The organism is Roseovarius atlanticus, from assembly GCF_019802205.1.
GTDB lineage: Bacteria > Pseudomonadota > Alphaproteobacteria > Rhodobacterales > Rhodobacteraceae > Roseovarius > Roseovarius atlanticus_A.
This window is the reverse complement of sequence record NZ_JAHVHQ010000002.1, coordinates 429417-446802: the sequence shown is the minus strand read 5'-3', so window position 1 is coordinate 446802 and position 17386 is coordinate 429417. Positions and strand designations below refer to the sequence as shown.

The window sequence follows — 17386 nt, the reverse complement described above, 5'->3', positions numbered from 1 at the left end:
CGGTGAGGCGACCCTTTCCGAAACCTGAAAGGATTACAAGGTCAGCCGTTGACGCTGTCCTTGAGGGCCTTGGCGATCGTCATCTTGACGACCTTGTCGGCATCCTTGTGGATCTGCTCGCCGGTGGCGGGGTTGCGCACCATGCGGGCCGGGCGCTCGCGGCAGTAGATCTTGCCAACGCCGGGAAGGGTGACGGCGCCGCCGTTGGACACTTCCTTGGTGATGATCTCGATCATGGAGTCGAGGGCGCTGGTCGCGGTTTTCTTGTCGCTGCCCATTTCCTCGGCGAGGGCCGCAACGAGCTGGGTTTTGGTCATCGGTTTTGCCATTTTCTGGTCTCCTTCAACTGCCCGTTACTTGGGCCTCCTGCGCGGGATTTAACTGTATCTTGTAGGCAAACACAACAAATAGTGTCGCATTACAAGGCGGATTTCGGCTGTTTGGGCCTGTTTTTTTGGTGTCCGGACCGTTTTACACAAGATTCAGGGACCTTCAACGCGCAAACGGCGATGCCGGATGCCGGGCGGGGAATCGCCAATGAAACATGGTTAACAGGGCCGGGAGGGCCGAAAACCCACATCGGTATCGCGTCGGTATCCGGGTGGTATCGCGACGGTGCGTCTGTCGTGATCCGCCGGGGTTAACGGGTCGGACGCGGTTGACGGGAGGCCGAGGCTAGGTGGCGGGGCGTTCCTGGCCCAGGCCCGGATCGAGGCGGCCGGAGGCCAGCGCGGCGCCCGCGACCATGGCGGTTGCGGTGCCGAGCATCAGGGGCAGGCCGCCCAGTTGATAGGTCAGGCCAGAGAGCACGGTGCCCGCCAGCCGCCCGCCGGCGTTGGCCATGTAGTAGAAGCCCACGTCCATCGTCACCCGCTCGGCCCGGGTGAAAGCGAGGATGAGGTAGGAGTGCAGCGAAGAATTGACCGCGAAGATGCCGCCGAAGACCAGCAGGCCGGCGACGAGGGTGACGGTGAGCCAGGGTTGCGGGCCGGACGTGGCCAGCGCGGCGACGGTCAGGATGGCGGGGACGGTGGCCAGCGCCCAGGCCCAGGAGCGGGCGGCGGAGACCAGCGCGGCCTCGGGGCGGGACGCGGCGCGCAGGAGGCGGGGGGCGGCGGCCTGCACCGCGCCGTAGAGGATGACCCAGACGGCCATGAAGCTGCCGATGAGGAAGAAGGCGGCACGGTTGCCATCCTCGGTTCCGTCCGACAGAACGGCGTAGAAGTAGATCGGGATGCCGACGACGAACCAGACGTCGCGCGCGCCGAAGAGGAAGACGCGGGCCGCCGATAGCCAGTTGACGTTGGGCGACTTGGAGAACACCTCGGAGAATTTCGCGCCCTTGCGGCCCCTGGGCAGGCCCGGGGGCATGGCGATGAGGACCGCCACGAGGATGAGGGCGAGGATGGCGGCCATGCCGAGCACCGCGCCGGCGAAGCCGATGAGTGCCAGGAGGGCCGCGCCCAGCAGGAAGCCCAGCCCTTTCACGGCATTCTTGGAGCCGGTGAGTACGGCGACCCAGCGAAAGAGGCCGCCGCCTGTCGTGGGGGCGAGCAGCTTGACGGCGGACTTGGAGGACATCTTGGCGAGGTCCTTGGCCACGCCGCTGGCGCCCTGCACGACCATGACGAAGGCGACCGAGAGGCCGATGGCCCAGTCGGGATCGAGCTGGGTGAGGGCCAGGAGGGCCAGCACCTGGATGCCGAGGCCGGCGTAGAGCGTGGAGGTCAGGCCGAAGCGGGCGGCGATCCAGCCGGCGGCGAGGTTGGTGACCATGCCGGCGATCTCGTAGAGGACGAAGAGATAGGCCAGTTGGATAGGAGAAAAGCCCAGCGTGTGGAAATGCAGCAGCACCAGCATCCGCAGCGCCCCGTCGGTGAGCATGAAGGCCCAGTAGGCCGCGGTGACGGCGATATAGGCCGAGAAGCCCTCGGGGCGGGCGGAGGCTTGTGTCACAGCGAGGCGCCGACCATCAGGGCCACGTCGACGAGGCGGTGGGCATAGCCCATCTCGTTGTCGTACCAGGCGTAGATTTTCACGTGGGTGCCGTTCACGACCATGGTGGAGGGCGCGTCGACGATGCCCGAGCGGGTGTCGTTGGTGTAGTCGGCGGAGACGAGGGGGCGTTCCTCGTAGCCGAGGATATCTTTCAGCGAGCCTTCGGACGCGGCCTTGAAGAAGCTGTTGACCTCTTCGGCGGTGGTCTCGCGTTCGACCTCGAACACGCAGTCGGTGATCGAGGCGTTCAGAAGCGGCACGCGGACGGCGTGACCGTTCAGGCGGCCCTTGAGTTCGGGGTAGATCAGCGTGATCGCGGTGGCGCTGCCGGTGGTGGTGGGAATGAGCGAGTTGAGCGCAGAGCGGGCGCGGCGCAGGTCCTTGGCGGGACGGTCGACGATGGTCTGCGTGTTGGTGACGTCGTGGATCGTGGTCATGGAGCCGTGCCTGATCCGCAGGTTCTCGTGGATGACCTTGACCACCGGGGCGAGGCAGTTGGTGGTGCAGCTGGCGGCGGTGACGATGCGGTGGCGGGCGGAGTCGTAGATGGCGTCGTTGACGCCCATGACGATGTTGGCCGCGTCGCCGTCCTTGACCGGGGCGGAGACGATCAGTTTTTTGACGCCGGCGTCGAAATAGGGGGCGAGCCTGGCCTCGGTCTTTAAGGCGCCGGTGCAGTCGATGACCACGTCGACACCACCCAACGGCAGGGCCGAGAGGTCCTTCGTGCCGATGAAGGGGATGCGGGTGCCGTCGATGGTGACGCTGTCGGCGTCATGGGCGAACGCGGCGTCCCAGCGGCCATGCACGGTGTCGAATTCCAGAAGGTGCGCGTGCATTTCCGGGTCGCCGACGGCGTCGTTGATCCAGGCGATCTTCGCGCCGCGTTCCATCAGCGGCTTGAGGATCAGCTTGCCGATGCGGCCCAGCCCGTTGACGGCGTAGGTGGTCATGCGGAGGCTCCTGCATTGGTGCGGCCGATATCGTCCACGGCCTTTTGTAGGGAAATCCGGTCGAGGCTGTCGAGTGACAAGCTTGTAAACGCCTTGATGCGGTTCTGCAGCGCGCCATAGGCCTGTTGGAAGGCGAGCGCCTTTTGTGCGTCGGTGCCGTCCGCTTTCACCGGGTCGGGCATGCCCCAATGGGCGCTGACGGGCTGGCCGGTCCAGGCCGGGCAGTCCTCGTTCGCGGCCTGGTCGCAGACGGTGAAGACGAAGTCGAATTGCGGCGCGTCGGGGGGTTGGAAGACAGCGACGTTCTTGGCCTCCAACACCGAGGTGTCGTGGCCTTTCTGTTGCAGCACGTCCAGGGCGAAGGGGTTCAGTTCGGACCGGGGTTTGGTGCCGGCCGAATAGGCGTTGAAGCGGTCTCCCGCCTCGGCGCGCAGGAGGCTTTCGGCAAAGATCGAACGGGCGGAATTGCCGGTGCAGATGAAGAGCACGTTGTACTTACGGTCGGTCATTTGGGGAACTCCGAGAAGGGTGTGGAGGGAGGTGGCGGAACAGGCATCGGGGCGGCCGCGGCAGCAATCGCCGATGAGGTAGTCGAGGGTCTGTCGCATCGCTGTCATGTCGACGCTGTAGCGCAGGGAGGTGCCCTGCCGCGTGCGTGTGATCAGCCCGGCCTGCACCAGCGCGTTGACGTAGGTCGAGAGCGTGTTGGGCTTGAGGTCGAGCGCATGGGCCAGTTCGGTCGCCGGGACGGCATCGGGGTAGCGCCGCATCAGAAGGCGGAAGACCGCCATGCGCTGGGGGTGGCCGAGGGTGGCGAGCCGGTGGGGAATCGGTGTTTCCATAATTCATGAAATATTGAAATAATGGGCGGGGTGCAAGGCGTGTCTTGCGGCCCGCGACCCGATCCCGGCCTGGCGGTGAACCATGGAGCTGTGCCGTGCGTTGGCCCGACATGGCTTTTGCAACGAACAACAGGGTCTTGCGCTCGTTGAGCGCGTCGACGCGGGAGGCGGTTGGCGCGCGGTGCGAGCCCGTGACGCTGGAGGCCGGCGATGTCCTGCACCGGATGGGCGATGTGACCTCGGCCGTCTATTTCCCCGAGACCGTGGTGATTTCCACGCTGGCGTCCTACAGCGACGGGACGGGGATCGAGATGGCGAATGTGGGGCGCGAGGCGTGCAGCGCGCTGAACCTGATCCTGCGACATCCACGGCAGTTGGCCGCGGACGAGGTGCAGATCGCGGGCCGGGCGCTGCGCTTGCCGGCAGAGCGGTTCCGGGAGTTGAAATCCGAGCATCGGGATTTCGAGAACGCGCTCTTTTCGGTCGTGCAGTCGGTTCTGTACCAGGCGATGGTTTCCGGCGCGTGCAACGCGGCGCACGAGGCCAAGCCGCGGCTGGCGCGGTGGCTGCTGACGATGGGCGACCGGACCGACGGCAACGAAATGCGGCTGACCCACGACTTCCTGGCGCAGATGCTGGGCGTGCGGCGGGCGACGGTGACCAACGCCGCGCTGGACCTGCAGTCGCAGGGGCTGATCAAGTATGCGCGCGGGCGCCTCGAGATCACCGATATCAAGGGGCTGCGCGGGGCAAGTTGCGAGTGTTACGACTTGGTGCGTTCGGCCAATGCGGAACTGCTTCCCGATAAGAGAAGCGGTGATTGACCCGTGGATTTGACGTGCGGTAGCGTACAGAAAGAGAGCGATCCATCCTGTAAGCTTGACGGAGCTTTTCCTGTTGCTTCAGGATGAAGCGGTTTGGGGAGAAGCGACAGGATGAAGCCGGAAGACATGGAAATGGGCGAGAACGAGGTCGAGCAGGCGATACGGCTTTCGCCGTTGTCCATGGTGCTGACCGATCCGCGGCTGGACGACAACCCGATCACCTATGTCAATTCCGCCTTCGAGTCCCTGACGCTTTACAGCCGACGGTACGCGATCGGTCGGAACTGCCGCTTCCTGCAGGGTGAAGAGACCGATGCGGCGGATATCCGGAAGATCCGGTCGGGGCTGGATTCGGCAGAGGAATTCGAGGTCGTGATCACCAACCACCGGGCCGATGGCACGGCGTTTCGCAACCAGTTGCTGGTGGCGCCGATCCACGGCAGCGATGGCGCGCTGACCGGGTTTTTCGGCCTGCAGCGCGAAATCCCGCAGACCGGGACGATGCCGGAGCAGGAGGACGCGACCCTGGGGCTGCTGCGCGAGTTGCAGCACAGGGTGAAGAACCACCTGGCGATGATCGTCAGCATGATCCGCATCCAGGCCCGGCAGGACGTCACCGAGGAGTCGCTGAAGGCGATCGGCCGCCGGATCGAGGCTCTGTCGGTTCTGTATGACGAACTGCTGAGCGGCGGAAACAGCGAAGAGATAGAGACCGGCGCCTATCTGAGCCGGATCGCGTCGGTGGTGTCCAGCCTGGAGCCGCGCGGGGCGATACGGGTGAACGTGGAATGCGACGAGGTGTCGTTGCCGGTCGACCAGGCGGCTCGGCTGGGGCTGCTGCTGTCGGAGTTCCTGACCAATGCGTTCGAGCACGCCTTCGCGGGCCGGTCGACCGGCACGGTCGAGGTGCGGTTCCAGCGGACCGGCGCGCAGGGCTTGCGCCTGTCGGTCGAGGATGACGGGATCGGGTTGCCGGAAGACAGCAACTGGCCGTTCGGCGCGGCCAGCATCGAGACGCAGCGTGAGCGGGCGGAGGATCACGACGGGGCGCTGGATACGACCGGGGACAGGGGAAAGCCCGGCGTGGGCGGCAGTATCGTCGTGGCGCTGACGCAATCGCTGGAGGCGGAGCTGTCGGTCGAGACGCTGGAGCAGGGCACGCGGGTGACGGTCGAGGTGTGACCGGGTAAGCCGGCGGCCCGGGGCTTGGGCCGGAGGGAGATGTCGAGGTGGTGCCGGATGCAAGGGCGTCTGCACCGACATCGGTGCACAGGGTCTGCCCACGCCGCACGTCCGTTTTGCGGGTGCCGAGTCAAAGGATCGCCGCGACGGTTCGGACGACCGTCTCTGCCACGTTCTGTCGCCGGATTTCATGGCAATGAGCCGGGTCAGCTTGCGCCGCTTTTCGGATCAGGGTCTGAACTGCGTGCGGCCCTGTCCGGCCGCACGCATTGACCCGTTTCAGTGGGCCATCATTTCTTCAGCCACGTCCTCGCCGCTGAGTTCGGCGGGGTAGTAGGTGGGCCAATTGGTGACTTCCTCGAGCAACTTTGCCCGGTCGTCGCCCCAGTAGAGGTGGAAATGTCCGGCATCCTGCGGCGCGATGGCATGGTCGCTGAACTGGATGAAGGCGGGTGCCCCGGCGTCGCCACCGCTCTTTTCGAAGATGTAGCGGACACCGCGGTTGCCGGCCTTGTAGGTCAGCACTTCGTAGCCGTCGTTGGCATAGCGGCCCTGCAGCGGGGTGCCGTTCTCGAAGAAGGTCACGCTGTCACCTTCGATGAGGATACGGTCGACCTCGGTCGCATAGCCGGTCTGGTAGTAGTCGGTGTATTCGGCCGCTGTCTTGTCGCCGTGCTCGGCCTTGTGCGCCATGACGGGGTCGAGCGTTCCGTCCTGCAGCAGCGGGTAGACCGATTGCCAGTCACCTTCCCAGTCCGAGAGGGTGCGGTCCTCGATCTGGTCATCCTCGAAGTAACCGTTGTAGACCTTGTCGTCACCGTGATCGTGCTTTTCGGAGTGATCGTGTTCCTCGGAGTGATCGTGATCGTGGTCATGTGTGCTGTCGCTTTGGGCGAACGCCGGCGCGGAAAGCACGAGCAAGGCGCCGGTGGCGACGGCGGCAACGCACCTGGCGAATGTCTGTTGCATGAGAGGCTCCTGTGTTGACGGGGTCTGCGACCCCATGGGTATTGATGTTATTACATAACGTGTTGTCTCTATCTGACGGATTTTGCTTTGACAACCGGGTCACGCAGTTGAAGACCTGTTCAGACGCGAAAGACCGCCGAACGGCACGTGCTGCCGCGCGCCGGTCCGTTGCATGTGCAAGCCTGGTATCGCGAACTGCGATCGAACCGCACGTTGCGCGTGGGTCGCTCGCAACGTCGCTTGGCGTGACGGCAAATCCACGCATCGTGGCACTGGCAAGCCGCCAATGCAGAACCGCCCCCGCAGTGCCTGCGAGGGCGGTGTCGTTGGTGGGACGGTCCCCGGTCAGGGACCGGCGCGCTTACTTGTACTTCTTGATCTCGCCCGAGCGCAGGCGCGAGGCGTAGCTGTGCAGCTCGCGCTTGACGATCGGCATCAGGAAGTAGAGGCCCAGCACGTTGACCACCGCCATGGCGAAGATCGCCGCGTCGGAGAAGTCGATCACCGGGCCGAGGCTGGAGGCCGCGCCGATCACCACGAAGAGGCAGAAGATCAGCTTGAAGACCAGCTCTTTCGTCTGGCCCTCGCCGAAGAGGAAGGTCCAGGCCTTGAGGCCGTAATAGGACCAGCTGAGCATCGTGGAGAAGGCGAAGAGGATCACCGCCAGCGCCAGGACGTACTTGAACCCGTCAATCGAGGACGAGAATGCCGCCGACGTGAGCGCGACGCCGGTGTTGCCGTCGACCGTCTGGACCGCGTTGCCCGCCTCGTTCAGCACGAAGAGGCCGGTTTCCGGATCGGTGATCAGCTGGTCGGTGATGATGATCACCAGCGCGGTCATGGTGCAGACCACCACCGTGTCGATGAACGGCTCAAGCAGCGAGACGAAGCCTTCGGTGATCGGCTCCTTGGTGCGCACCGCCGAGTGGGCGATGGCGGCGGAGCCGACGCCCGCCTCGTTCGAGAAGGCGGCGCGGCGGAAGCCCTGGATCAGCGCGCCGACCATGCCGCCGGCGACGCCGAGGCCGGTAAAGGCGCCCTCGAAGATGCGCCCGAAGGCGGTGCCGATCTGGTCATAGTTCATCGCGATGATGATGAGCGCGGTGCCGACATAGAGGATGCCCATGAAGGGCACGACCTTTTCGGTGACCTTGGCAATGGATTTCAGGCCGCCCACGATGACGGCGAAGACGACCGCGGCCATCACGATGCCGGTGATCCAGCCCGGGTAGTCGCCCAGCACGTTGGCAAGCTGTGCGTGGGCCTGGTTGGCCTGGAACATGTTGCCGCCGCCCAATGCGCCGAGGATGCAGAAGATCGAGAACAGAACGGCCAGGATGCCGCCGCCGAAGATGCCGCGTTCCTTGAAGCCCTTGGACAGGTAGTACATCGGGCCGCCCGAGACCTTGCCGTCGGGATATTCGTTGCGGTATTTCACGCCGAGCGTGCATTCGGTGAACTTGGACGCCATGCCCAGAAGGCCCGCGAGGATCATCCAGAATGTCGCCCCCGGGCCGCCGATGCCGACGGCCACCGCGACGCCCGCGATGTTGCCAAGACCCACCGTGCCCGACAGCGCCGTGGCGAGCGCCTGGAAGTGGCTGACCTCGCCGGCGTCGTTGGGATCGGAATAGTCGCCCTTGACGAGCGCGATGGAGTGGCCGACCCAGCGCAGCTGCACCACGCCGAAATAGACCGTGAAGACGGTGGCGGCGATGACCAGCCAGCCGACGATCCAGGGGAAGCTGGTGCCGGGGAAGTCGGAGAAGATCAGGCTGACGAACCAGCCGGTGGAATTGGCGAAGATCTCGTTGACGGTTTCGTCGATGGATTGCGCCAGGGCCGGGGCGCTGAGCGCCAGCAGGGCGAAGAGCGCCGCCAGGGGCGTCTTGAATGCATGTTTCATCTGTGTCCCTCGAATATTGTCGTTGAATGCGTGGCGCATGATCACGGTACGATGGTGACCGGCACGGGGGCGGCCTGTGCCAGGCTGCCCGCGACCGAGCCGAAGAGGCGCGACGAGAGCGCCGAATGGCCGGTGCGGCCGATGACGATCATCTCGGCGTTGTTTTCGTTGATGATGTCGACCAGCGTGTCGGCGATATGGCCGTAGCGCAGGACCGTCGTCGCGGTGATGCCGGCGTCGGACAGTTTCTTAAGGACAGGCTTGAGCAGCGCGTCCTCGGCGCGGGCCAGTTCCTCCTTGCGGCGCATGTGCCGTTCCTCGAGTTCTTCCTTGGTGAGAAAGGAATAGGGTGACCATTCCAGCACATGGGCGACGATGACTTCCGCACCTTGTGCCTTTGCCAGGGTGGTTGCGAAGTCGAGAGCCGCCTTGGCGCTTTCACTGTCGTCAAATCCCAGGACCAGTTTTTTTGACATTTTTCTCTCCTGTCGTGTCATTCCGGATCGGAATTCGACAAGCGTAGACGCAAAAGGCGAGTCGGCGCGAGTTTTTTCAATTTATGTAAGCAGAGCGGTGCCGTAGGGGATTTGCCGAGTCCCGCCCTTGTTCACCGGATGCGCAAACGGCAGGGAGGTCCCGGATCGGGTCCGGGACGGGTGTTGCTCGTGGTTTGGAGGAGCCTAGAGGAACGCGGTTTCGTCGAAGCTGCGCAGCTTGCGGCTGTGGATGCGTTCCAGCGGCATGTCGCGGATATGTTCCATCGCGCGGATGCCGATCATGAGGTGGCGCGAGACCTGGGTCTTGTAGAAATCGCTGGCCATGCCGGGCAGTTTCAGCTCGCCATGCAGGGGCTTGTCCGACACGCAGAGCAGCGTGCCGTAGGGCACCCGGAAGCGAAAGCCGTTGGCGGCGATTGTGGCGCTTTCCATGTCGAGCGCGATGGCGCGCGACTGCGACAGGCGCTGGACCGGGCCGGACTGGTCGCGCAACTCCCAGTTGCGGTTGTCGAAGCTGGCGACGGTGCCGGTGCGCATGACGCTCTTGAGCTCGTAGCCTTCCAGTTCGGTTTCGGCCGCAACCGCCTTTTCCAGCGCGATCTGCACCTCGGCCAGCGCCGGAATCGGCACCCAGGCGGGCAGGTCGGCGTCGAGCACCGCGTCCTCGCGCAGATAGGCGTGCGCGAGGACGAAATCGCCCAGCGACTGCGAGTTGCGCAAGCCCGCGCAATGGCCGACCATGATCCAGGCATGGGGGCGCAGGACGGCGATGTGATCGGTCGCCGTCTTGGCGTTCGAGGGGCCGACGCCGATATTGACCAGGGTGATGCCGCTGCTGCCCTTGCGCTTGAGGTGGTAGGTGGGCATCTGCGGCAGCTTGGAGGTGGGGCGCAGCACCTCGTCGGGGCCGGTGATGGTCGCGTCGCCGGGGCCGACGAAGCTGTGGTAGCCGCTGTCGGGATTGGCCAGGACCTTGCGGGCATAGGCCTCGAACTCGGCCACGTAGAACTGGTAGTTGGTAAACAGGACGTGGTTCTGGAAATGCTCGGGCGCGGTGGCGGTGTAATGGGCGAGCCGGGCGAGGGAATAGTCCACGCGTTGCGCCGTGAAGGGGGCGAGCGGCGCGGGGCTTTGCTGCATGACGGTATAGGTGCCGTTGACGATGTCGTCATTGGTGGTCGACAGGTCCGGCACGTCGAAATAGTCGCGCAGGGTAAAGTCGGCGGCGCCCTGTTGCGGGACGGTGATGGAGGCATCGTTGGCGACGGCGAAATGCACCGGCATCGGGGTGTCGGACACGCCGATTGTCACCGGCACATCGTGGTTGTGGAGCAGAAGGCCGATCTGCTGTTCGAGGTAGTTGCGGAACATGCGCGGCCGGGTGACCGTGGTGGCGTAGGTGCCCGGTTCTGCCAGGTGGCCGAAGCTGAGGCGGCTGTCGATCTTGGCATAGCTGGAGGTGCTGATGCGGATCTCGGGGTAGAAGGCGCGCACGGGGCGCGACGGCTGACCGTTCAGCATCGCGGCCTGGAACGCCTCGCACAGGAAGCTGACCGCGTCGTCGTAGAGCGCCACCAGGTGATCCACGGCCGCCGCGGCCTCGGTGAAGTTCTGCGGCGCCGGGGCCTCTGGACTGTGGTAGCGGCCGTCATCGGCGGTCTGAGCCATGGTGTACCCGATACATTCAACTTTTGCGGGGCACGTTGACAGAGCGGGGGACGGTTCGCAAGCTGGCGCGGATTTCGGTGCGAGGGAGGGAGCGATGGATTTCGAGACGGTCAAGCCGGAGGTGTTCGGCGCGTCGCTGCGGGGGATGGGCCTGAACCTGCTGGTGCGGGACGTGGCGCGCGAGGTGGCGTTCCTGGAGGCGGTGTTCGGGATGACAGGCCGCCGGGTGAGCGGGGATTTCGCGATCATGGTCTATGGCGATCAGCTGATGCAGCTGCATGTCGATGCCACCTATGGCAGCCATCCCGCGCTGGGGCTGTTGCCCGAAAGCGGCCCGCGCGGGGCGGGGGCGCAGATCCACCTGTTCGACAGTGACCCGGACGAGGCGGCGGACAAGGCCGAGGCGGCGGGCGGGCACGTGTTGCAGCCGCCGACGGACAAGCCGCATGGCCTGCGCGAGACCACCATTCTGTGCGAGAACGGCTATGCCTGGGTGGCGTCGCGGCCCTTGCAGGATATATCGGGCGGAGAGGCATAGGAGAAACGCATGGGCAAGGTGTTGCTGTCCTTCGGGCACGGGTTTTCGGCGCGGGCGCTGGCACGGCGGCTGGTGCCGCAGGGCTGGCGGGTGATCGGCACGACCCGAAGCGCCGAGAAGGCCGAGGCGCTGCGGGACGAGGGCGTGGAGGGCGTGGTCTGGCCAGGCAGCGACCTGTCTGAGGCGCTGGGGGCGGCGACGCATCTGCTGACATCCGTCAGTCCGGGCGAGGATGGCGATCCGGTGCTGAACGCGCTGGGCGAGGACATCGCGGCCATTGCCGGGCGGCTGGACTGGGCCGGGTACTTGTCGACCACGGGGGTCTACGGCGATCACGAGGGCGACTGGGTGGACGAGGCGAGCCCGCTGGAGCCGTCGACCGAGCGGGGCCAGAAGCGGGTCGTGGCGGAGGCGGCGTGGGCGGCGATCCCGGGCCTGCCGCTGCATATCTTCCGGCTGGCGGGGATTTACGGCCCCGGACGCGGACCGTTCGAGAAGGTGCGGCGCGGCACGGCGCGGCGGATCATCAAGCAAGGCCAGGTGTTCAGCCGGACCCATGTGGAGGATATCGCGCAGGTGCTGGAGGCGTCGATCAACCGGCCCAATCCGGGCGCGGCCTATAACGTCTGCGATGACGACCCGGCGCCGCCGCAGGACGTGATCGGGTACGCGGCGGAACTTCTGGGCCTGCCGTTGCCGCCGGCGGTGGATTTCGAGGAGGCCGACATGACGCCGATGGCGCGGTCGTTCTATGCCGAGTCCAAGCGCGTGGACAACAGCCGGATCAAGGACGAGTTGGGGGTGGTGTTGAAGTATCCCGATTACAAGGCGGGGTTGGAGGCGTTGTTGGCCGAGGAGAATGCGCGCGAGGGGTGACGTTGGCGTGGTGCGTGGGTTTTCACCCACCCCACGAGGCCCCGGATCAGGTCCGGGGCGGGCGCAGAGATCAGCCGTTTTCGCGCAGGATGGCGCCGGCGAGGTAGAGCGAGCCGCAGATGAGGATGCGGGCGGTGGGGTCTTTCGCGGCGATATCCTCGATGGCGGCGCGGGCGCTGGGGGAGGTGCCTGACGGCAGGCCCGCGTTGGCGGCGGCGGTGGCGGTGGCGTCGGCGGGCAGGGTGTTGGCCTCGCCGGGGATGGAGATGGCGGTGAGGCTTTGGGCGACGCCGGCGAGCGGCGAGAGGTAGCCCGAGATATCCTTGGTGTTGAGCATGCCGCAGACCAGATGCGTGGGGCGGGGCGGCAGCGAGGCGAGGTGCGCGGCCAGCGCGCGGCCCGCGGCGGGGTTGTGGCCGCCGTCGAGCCAGAGTTCGGCCTGCGGGGCGGCCTCGGCCAAGGGGCCGGTCGTGAGGCGCTGCATCCGGGCGGGCCAGTGGGCCCGGGTCACGGCGGCCTCGAGCGCGGTATCGCCCAGTTGCAGGTGGCGCAGGGCGGCGATGGCGGCGCCGGCGTTCTCGTACTGGTGCGCGCCGGGCAGGTTGGGCAGGGGCAGGTCGCGCAGGCCGGTTTCGTCCTGGTAGATGAGACGCCCGCGTTCGGTGGTGACGTGCCAGTGCTGGCCGTGGGCCAGAAGGGGCGCGCCCAGACGTTGGGCAGCGGCCTCGATGGCGTCCATGCCTTCGTCGTCCTGCGGGCCGACGACGCATGTGACGCCGCGCTTGAGGATGCCGGCCTTCTCAATGGCGATCCTGGCCAGCGTGTCGCCGAGGTATTGCTCGTGGTCCATCGACACGGGTGTGATGATGGTGAGCGCGGGGGTGGCGACGACGTTCGTGGCGTCGAGCCGTCCGCCCAGGCCGACCTCCAGCAGGGTGTAGTCTGCGGGGGTGCGCGACATGGCGAGGATCGCGGCGCAGGTGGTGATTTCGAAATAGGTGATCGGCGCGTCGCCGTTGGCGGCGTAGCATTCATCCAGCACCTCGGTCAGGTGCGGTTCGGTGATGAGATCGCCGGCCAGGCGGATGCGTTCGTGGAAGCGGGCGAGGTGGGGCGAGGTGTAGGCGTGGGCGGTCTTGCCCGCGCCCTCGATGCCTGCGCGGATCATCGCCAGGGTCGAGCCCTTGCCGTTGGTGCCGGCGATGTGGATCACCGGGGGCAGGGCATCCTGCGGGTTGCCGAGTGCGTCGAGCAGGCGCCAGACGCGGTCGAGCGTGAGGTCGATGATCTTGGGGTGCAGGGCCATCATCCGGTCGAGGATGACGTCCGATGTGGGGGCGGTCATTTGTCGGATGTGTCCGCGGTCTGCTCGTCGGCCGTGCCGGGCTGTGTCGAGTCCTGGGCCTCGTCCTCGAGCGGAAGCTCGGGAGCAGGAAGGTCGGCGGTGACGGCGGGCGGCAGGTTCAGGAGCATCCGCAGGATGGTGATGAGTTCGGTCCGCATCTCGCCGCGCGGGGTGACGCGGTCGAGCATGCCGTGGTCGAGCAGGTATTCGGCGCGCTGGAAGCCCTCGGGCAGTTTCTCGCGGATGGTCTGTTCGATCACGCGGGGACCGGCGAAGCAGATGAGCGCATTGGGTTCGGCGATATGGACGTCGCCCAGCATGGCGTAGGAGGCGGTGACGCCGCCCGTGGTGGGGTGGGTCAGCACGACGATATAGGGCAGGCCGGCCTCTTTGAGCATCTGCACGGCGACGGTGGTGCGGGGCATCTGCATCAGCGACAGGATGCCTTCCTGCATCCGGGCGCCACCGGCGGCGGAGAAGAGCACGAGGGGGCGCTTGAGTTTCACCGCTTCCTCGGCGGCGGCGATGATGGCGTTGCCGACATACATGCCCATGGAGCCTGCCATGAAGGAGAAATCCTGCGCCGCGGCGACGACGGGGGTGCGGCCGATCTCGCCCGAGGCCACCAGCATCGCCTCGGTCTCGCCGGTCGCCTTTTGGGCGGCGCGCAGGCGGTCGGGATATTTCTTCTGGTCGCGGAACTGCAGCGGGTCGGCGGTGGGCTGGGGCACGGACACTTGCGTGAAGGTGCCGCCGTCGAACAGCGCGGTGAAGCGGTCGCGCGGGGTGATCGCCATGTGGTGGCCGCAGGAGGTGCAGACGTTGAGGTTCTCGCGCAGCTCGCGGTGGAACAGCATGGTTCCGCACTCGTCGCACTTGGTCCAGAGGTTCTCGGGGATCTCGCGGCGCGAGAAGATCGAGTTGATGCGCGGACGCACGTAATTGGTGATCCAGTTCATCGGTGGCCCAGTTCCCGTTGCAAATCGCCCTTGAGATAAGCCGTGCGCGGGGGAAATGCAATCAGACGCGCAGGGCGAGCCGCGCGGTGAGCCAGCTGACCAGCAGGAGCATCAGGTCGAGCGGGGCCCAGACCCAGAGCGCATCGGTGTCTCCCACGGCGAAGGGGTAGGTGTAGAGCGCCAGGCCGTCGAAATTGCCTGCGGGTGCAGCGACGAGGATGGCGAAGAAATTGTTGACGAAATGCAGGCCGAGGGCGGCGCCGATGGTGCCGGTGCGCGCCGTGAGGTCGGCCGCGGCGATGCCGAAGAGCGTGGCCCAGCCGACGATCAGCCAGGTGGCGTTGCCGTTGATCGCGGGATCGTAATGCAGCAGGCCGAAGAGGATCGCGGGGACGATGATCCAGATTCGGGGATTGGCGAAGCGGGCGGCGAGCTGGCTTTGCAGGTAGCCGCGGAACACCAGTTCCTCGGCCCCGGTCTGAACCAACACGGCGGGCAGGGCGAGGGGCAGGAAGGCAAGCCAGCTGGACGGGGCGAGGTTGGCCTCGGGCGTCAGGTCGGGCGTGGCGGGCAGCAGGATGGAAAGCGCGAGGTGCAGGCCCACCATGTAGAGGCAGACGCGGCCGAAATGCTGGCGCGCGCGACGCCAGTCGCCGACGAAGCTGGGCAGGGATCGGTCGTGCACGGCGCGCCCGGTGATGGCCAGCGCGAGGATGATGAAGCCGAAGATATAAAGGTTGGCCAGGACGCCGTATGGGGTGCCGCCGTTTGCCAGCGCGGCGGCGGTGTCATCGAGCGGTGCGCCGGGCAGGACCACATTGAGTAGCGTCGAGGCGGCGAAGATCGTCGACAGGAACAGCACCGCCAGCATCACGCCGCCCAGCACGAGACGCACGAGAGACGCCGTGCGGCGGGCCGGGGCGACCAGGGCTTCAAACGGGCGGTAGGCGTCGGACATGGGCAAGAGCTAGGGCGCGGGGAGCGGGACCGCAATGGCGAAGGGTCCCGGCGCCGAAAGAAAAAACCCGGGCGCGAACGCCCGGGTCAGGTTCAAGGGTCGGGAGGACCCATTCCGATCTGGTCTCAGCCTTTCGAGAACTCGGGGTAGGCTTCCATCCCCAGTTCCGACATGTCGAGGCCGGTGATCTCGTCCTCTTCGCTGACGCGGATGCCCATGACGGCCTTGAGGATGAACCAGATGATCAGGCTGGCCACGAAGGTGAACACACCGTAGGCCACGATGCCGGTCAGCTGCGTCATCAGGTTGGCGTCGCCGTTGTAGAAGATCACGGCGATGGTGCCCCAGATACCGGCGAAGAGGTGCACCGGGACGGCGCCGACCACGTCGTCGATCTTCAGCTTGTCGAGCATCGGGATGGTCAGCACCACGATCACGCCACCGACGGCACCGATCCAGAGCGCGCCGAAGAGCGTGGGCGCCAGCGGTTCGGCGGTGATCGAGACGAGACCCGCAAGAGCGCCGTTGAGCACCATGGTGAGGTCAGGCTTCTTGTACATCACCTGGCTGAGGATCAGCGCGGTCACGGCACCGGCCGCTGCGGCCATGTTGGTGTTGGCGAAGATGCGGCTGACGTCCGAGACGTCACCGACGGTGCCCATGGCAAGCTGCGAGCCGCCGTTGAAGCCGAACCAGCCGAGCCACAGGATGAACGTACCCAGGGTGGCGAGCGCCAGGTTGGAGCCGGGCATCGGGGTGACCTTGCCGTCCTTGCCGTACTTGCCAAGGCGCGGGCCCAGCACGATGGCGCCGGCCAGAGCCGCCCAGCCACCGACGGAGTGCACGACGGTCGAGCCGGCGAAGTCCTGGAAGCCGGCGGCGTCGAGCCAGCCTGCGCCCCATTTCCACGAGCCCGAGATCGGGTACATGAAGCCGGTCAGGATGACGACGAAGATCAGGAACGGCCACAGCTTGATCCGTTCGGCCAGCGCGCCCGACACGATCGAGGCGGTGGCGGCGACGAACACCAGCTGGAAGAAGAAGTCCGAGCCGATCGACGCGTAATCGAGCGCCGCATCGGCTGCGGCGACGCCGACCGGATCGAGCACGGTCTGCCCGCCGATGGCGAAGTAGCCGTTGAAGTCGCCCGGGTACATCGTGTTGAAGCCGACGAGCCAGTACATGATCGCGGCAATCGAGAAGAGCGCGATGTTCTTGGTCATCTGCATGGTCACGTTCTTGGAGCGCACCAGCCCGCCTTCGAGCATGGCAAAGCCCGCGGCCATGAAGAACACCAGGAAGCCTGCCATGCAGAACAGCAGGGTCGTCATGATGTAGGGGCCGATCTCGTCAAAGCCGGGTGCGGCGGCCTCGGCCTCGGCGGCTTCCGCCGCTTCCTGAGCAAAGCCGAGTTGGGGCAGGACCACGATTGCGGTTGCGGCGAGCCCCAGATGAATAAAGCGTTTCATAGTGATGTTATCCCTTCTATCGCGCGTCATCAAAGCGCGTCATCGTTGGTTTCGCCGGTGCGCACGCGCATGGCCTGTCCGATATCGAGCACGAAAATCTTGCCGTCGCCGATCTTGCCGGTGCGCGCGGTCGTCGCGATGGTCTCGACCACCTGGTCGACCATGCCGGCGGTGACGGCGATCTCGAGCTTGATCTTGGGTACGAAATTCACGGCGTATTCCGCGCCGCGGTAGATCTCGGTGTGACCCGATTGAGAGCCGAAGCCCTTGATCTCGGTCACCATCATGCCGCGCACGCCGATCCCCGTCAGCGCTTCGCGCACATCTTCAAGCTTGAACGGCTTGATGGTTGCAATGATGAGTTTCACAGATGTCCCTTTCGGTTGCTTGGGCGAGGTTGAT

At 65.8% G+C, this 17386-nt stretch carries 17 protein-coding genes; 4 read left to right on the top strand and 13 right to left on the bottom strand.

Annotation, left to right across the window (positions count from 1 at the left end):
- Nucleotides 1-41: 41 nt before the first annotated feature.
- The 4 genes from KUV49_RS02285 to KUV49_RS02270 form a co-directional block, all read right to left on the bottom strand.
- Nucleotides 42-329, bottom strand: a complete 288-nt coding sequence (locus KUV49_RS02285) for an HU family DNA-binding protein (protein ID WP_057790788.1) — start codon at nucleotides 327-329, stop codon at nucleotides 42-44.
- Nucleotides 330-675: 346 nt separating this feature from the next.
- Entirely contained in the window at nucleotides 676-1956 is a 1281-nt protein-coding gene (arsJ, locus tag KUV49_RS02280) for an organoarsenical effux MFS transporter ArsJ (RefSeq protein ID WP_222451429.1), read from the bottom strand.
- Nucleotides 1953-2951, bottom strand: coding sequence for an ArsJ-associated glyceraldehyde-3-phosphate dehydrogenase (locus KUV49_RS02275; protein ID WP_222451428.1), 999 nt, complete (start codon nucleotides 2949-2951; stop codon nucleotides 1953-1955). The genes arsJ and KUV49_RS02275 overlap by 4 nt, the downstream gene beginning before the upstream one ends.
- Nucleotides 2948-3793, bottom strand: a complete 846-nt coding sequence (locus tag KUV49_RS02270) for a helix-turn-helix domain-containing protein (protein WP_222451427.1) — start codon at nucleotides 3791-3793, stop codon at nucleotides 2948-2950. The genes KUV49_RS02275 and KUV49_RS02270 overlap by 4 nt, the downstream gene beginning before the upstream one ends.
- A gap of 146 nt (nucleotides 3794-3939) precedes the next feature.
- Between KUV49_RS02270 and KUV49_RS02265 the strand changes: the two genes are divergently transcribed.
- Together KUV49_RS02265 and KUV49_RS02260 are read left to right on the top strand one after the other, a co-directional pair.
- Entirely contained in the window at nucleotides 3940-4617 is a 678-nt protein-coding gene (locus KUV49_RS02265) for a Crp/Fnr family transcriptional regulator (RefSeq protein WP_222451426.1), read from the top strand.
- Nucleotides 4618-4728: 111 nt separating this feature from the next.
- Nucleotides 4729-5799, top strand: a complete 1071-nt coding sequence (locus tag KUV49_RS02260; RefSeq protein ID WP_222451425.1) for a histidine kinase dimerization/phosphoacceptor domain -containing protein — start codon at nucleotides 4729-4731, stop codon at nucleotides 5797-5799.
- A 279-nt stretch (nucleotides 5800-6078) separates the two neighbouring features.
- On the opposite strand, the gene KUV49_RS02255 is transcribed toward KUV49_RS02260, so the two are convergent.
- The 4 genes from KUV49_RS02255 to KUV49_RS02240 all read right to left on the bottom strand — a co-directional run bounded on the left by KUV49_RS02255 (nucleotide 6079) and on the right by KUV49_RS02240 (nucleotide 10839).
- Nucleotides 6079-6768 (bottom strand): metal-binding protein ZinT, encoded by a 690-nt coding sequence (locus tag KUV49_RS02255; protein WP_222451424.1) that lies wholly within the window; start codon nucleotides 6766-6768, stop codon nucleotides 6079-6081.
- 361 nt (nucleotides 6769-7129) lie between these two features.
- Nucleotides 7130-8674 (bottom strand): alanine/glycine:cation symporter family protein, encoded by a 1545-nt coding sequence (locus KUV49_RS02250; RefSeq protein ID WP_222451423.1) that lies wholly within the window; start codon nucleotides 8672-8674, stop codon nucleotides 7130-7132.
- Between the two features lie 41 nt (nucleotides 8675-8715).
- Complete coding sequence (locus KUV49_RS02245) at nucleotides 8716-9150, bottom strand: universal stress protein (RefSeq protein ID WP_222451422.1); 435 nt, start codon at nucleotides 9148-9150, stop codon at nucleotides 8716-8718.
- A 204-nt stretch (nucleotides 9151-9354) separates the two neighbouring features.
- Nucleotides 9355-10839: an AMP nucleosidase gene (locus KUV49_RS02240; protein ID WP_222451421.1), complete on the bottom strand. Its 1485-nt coding sequence runs from the start codon at nucleotides 10837-10839 to the stop codon at nucleotides 9355-9357.
- 94 nt (nucleotides 10840-10933) lie between these two features.
- On the opposite strand from KUV49_RS02240, the gene KUV49_RS02235 reads away from it, so the two are divergent.
- On the top strand, nucleotides 10934-11377 hold the full coding sequence (locus KUV49_RS02235) for a VOC family protein (protein WP_222451420.1): 444 nt from the start codon (nucleotides 10934-10936) through the stop codon (nucleotides 11375-11377).
- A 9-nt stretch (nucleotides 11378-11386) separates the two neighbouring features.
- On the top strand, nucleotides 11387-12253 hold the full coding sequence (locus KUV49_RS02230; RefSeq protein WP_222451419.1) for an SDR family oxidoreductase: 867 nt from the start codon (nucleotides 11387-11389) through the stop codon (nucleotides 12251-12253).
- A gap of 70 nt (nucleotides 12254-12323) precedes the next feature.
- Here the strand turns inward: KUV49_RS02230 and KUV49_RS02225 are convergent, their stop codons facing one another.
- The 5 genes from KUV49_RS02225 to KUV49_RS02205 all read right to left on the bottom strand — a co-directional run bounded on the left by KUV49_RS02225 (nucleotide 12324) and on the right by KUV49_RS02205 (nucleotide 17352).
- Nucleotides 12324-13598 (bottom strand): bifunctional folylpolyglutamate synthase/dihydrofolate synthase, encoded by a 1275-nt coding sequence (locus KUV49_RS02225; RefSeq protein ID WP_222451418.1) that lies wholly within the window; start codon nucleotides 13596-13598, stop codon nucleotides 12324-12326.
- Nucleotides 13595-14557 (bottom strand): acetyl-CoA carboxylase, carboxyltransferase subunit beta, encoded by a 963-nt coding sequence (gene accD, locus KUV49_RS02220; RefSeq protein WP_222451417.1) that lies wholly within the window; start codon nucleotides 14555-14557, stop codon nucleotides 13595-13597. The genes KUV49_RS02225 and accD overlap by 4 nt, the downstream gene beginning before the upstream one ends.
- 61 nt (nucleotides 14558-14618) lie before the next feature.
- Nucleotides 14619-15515, bottom strand: coding sequence for a CPBP family intramembrane glutamic endopeptidase (locus tag KUV49_RS02215; protein ID WP_222451416.1), 897 nt, complete (start codon nucleotides 15513-15515; stop codon nucleotides 14619-14621).
- A 125-nt stretch (nucleotides 15516-15640) separates the two neighbouring features.
- Nucleotides 15641-16984, bottom strand: coding sequence for an ammonium transporter (locus tag KUV49_RS02210; protein ID WP_222451415.1), 1344 nt, complete (start codon nucleotides 16982-16984; stop codon nucleotides 15641-15643).
- Nucleotides 16985-17013: 29 nt separating this feature from the next.
- Nucleotides 17014-17352 carry a P-II family nitrogen regulator gene (locus tag KUV49_RS02205; RefSeq protein WP_152490972.1) on the bottom strand — a complete coding sequence of 113 codons (339 nt, stop codon included), beginning with the start codon at nucleotides 17350-17352 and terminating at the stop codon, nucleotides 17014-17016.
- Between the last annotated feature and the right edge of the window lie 34 nt (nucleotides 17353-17386).

Bases quoted from the DNA above. Each gene is read 5' to 3' on its own strand.
- KUV49_RS02285 (WP_057790788.1), bottom strand. From the start codon at position 329: ATGGCAAAACCGATGACCAAAACCCAGCTCGTTGCGGCCCTCGCCGAG.
- KUV49_RS02275 (WP_222451428.1), bottom strand. From the start codon at position 2,951: ATGACCACCTACGCCGTCAACGGGCTGGGCCGCATCGGCAAGCTGATC.
- KUV49_RS02270 (WP_222451427.1), bottom strand. From the start codon at position 3,793: ATGGAAACACCGATTCCCCACCGGCTCGCCACCCTCGGCCACCCCCAG.
- KUV49_RS02260 (WP_222451425.1), top strand. From the start codon at position 4,729: ATGAAGCCGGAAGACATGGAAATGGGCGAGAACGAGGTCGAGCAGGCG.
- KUV49_RS02255 (WP_222451424.1), bottom strand. From the start codon at position 6,768: ATGCAACAGACATTCGCCAGGTGCGTTGCCGCCGTCGCCACCGGCGCC.
- KUV49_RS02250 (WP_222451423.1), bottom strand. From the start codon at position 8,674: ATGAAACATGCATTCAAGACGCCCCTGGCGGCGCTCTTCGCCCTGCTG.
- KUV49_RS02245 (WP_222451422.1), bottom strand. From the start codon at position 9,150: ATGTCAAAAAAACTGGTCCTGGGATTTGACGACAGTGAAAGCGCCAAG.
- KUV49_RS02240 (WP_222451421.1), bottom strand. From the start codon at position 10,839: ATGGCTCAGACCGCCGATGACGGCCGCTACCACAGTCCAGAGGCCCCG.
- KUV49_RS02235 (WP_222451420.1), top strand. From the start codon at position 10,934: ATGGATTTCGAGACGGTCAAGCCGGAGGTGTTCGGCGCGTCGCTGCGG.
- KUV49_RS02230 (WP_222451419.1), top strand. From the start codon at position 11,387: ATGGGCAAGGTGTTGCTGTCCTTCGGGCACGGGTTTTCGGCGCGGGCG.
- KUV49_RS02225 (WP_222451418.1), bottom strand. From the start codon at position 13,598: ATGACCGCCCCCACATCGGACGTCATCCTCGACCGGATGATGGCCCTG.
- accD (WP_222451417.1), bottom strand. From the start codon at position 14,557: ATGAACTGGATCACCAATTACGTGCGTCCGCGCATCAACTCGATCTTC.
- KUV49_RS02215 (WP_222451416.1), bottom strand. From the start codon at position 15,515: ATGTCCGACGCCTACCGCCCGTTTGAAGCCCTGGTCGCCCCGGCCCGC.
- KUV49_RS02210 (WP_222451415.1), bottom strand. From the start codon at position 16,984: ATGAAACGCTTTATTCATCTGGGGCTCGCCGCAACCGCAATCGTGGTC.